The organism is Anaerococcus lactolyticus ATCC 51172, assembly GCF_000156575.1.
Lineage (GTDB): Bacteria > Bacillota > Clostridia > Tissierellales > Peptoniphilaceae > Anaerococcus > Anaerococcus lactolyticus.
This window is the reverse complement of the sequence record NZ_GG666140.1, coordinates 1-241: the sequence shown is the minus strand read 5'-3', so window position 1 is coordinate 241 and position 241 is coordinate 1. Positions and strand designations below refer to the sequence as shown.

The 241-nt window shown below is 66.8% G+C and carries 1 pseudogene; it reads right to left on the bottom strand.

Annotated features, from left to right (window positions below):
• Positions 1-241 (bottom strand): annotated as a pseudogene (locus tag HMPREF0072_RS11560) (hypothetical protein); the annotation flags it as partial.

Genomic DNA, 241 nt, shown 5'->3' with positions numbered 1-241 from the left:
GCGCAGCTTCCAGGCCTCGACCACCCGGTGCACCTCGTCGTCGGAAACGAAGGCGCCGTGCACGCGAATCGGCAGGCCTGTGCCCGGCGGCAGGTTAGAGCATGTCGCCGTGGCCGAGAAGTTGTTCGGCGCCACCCTGGTCGAGGATGGTGCGCGAGTCGATCTTGCTGGAGACCTGGAAGGCGATACCGGGTCGGGATGTTGGCCTTGATCAGGCCGGTGATCACGTCCACCGACGGCC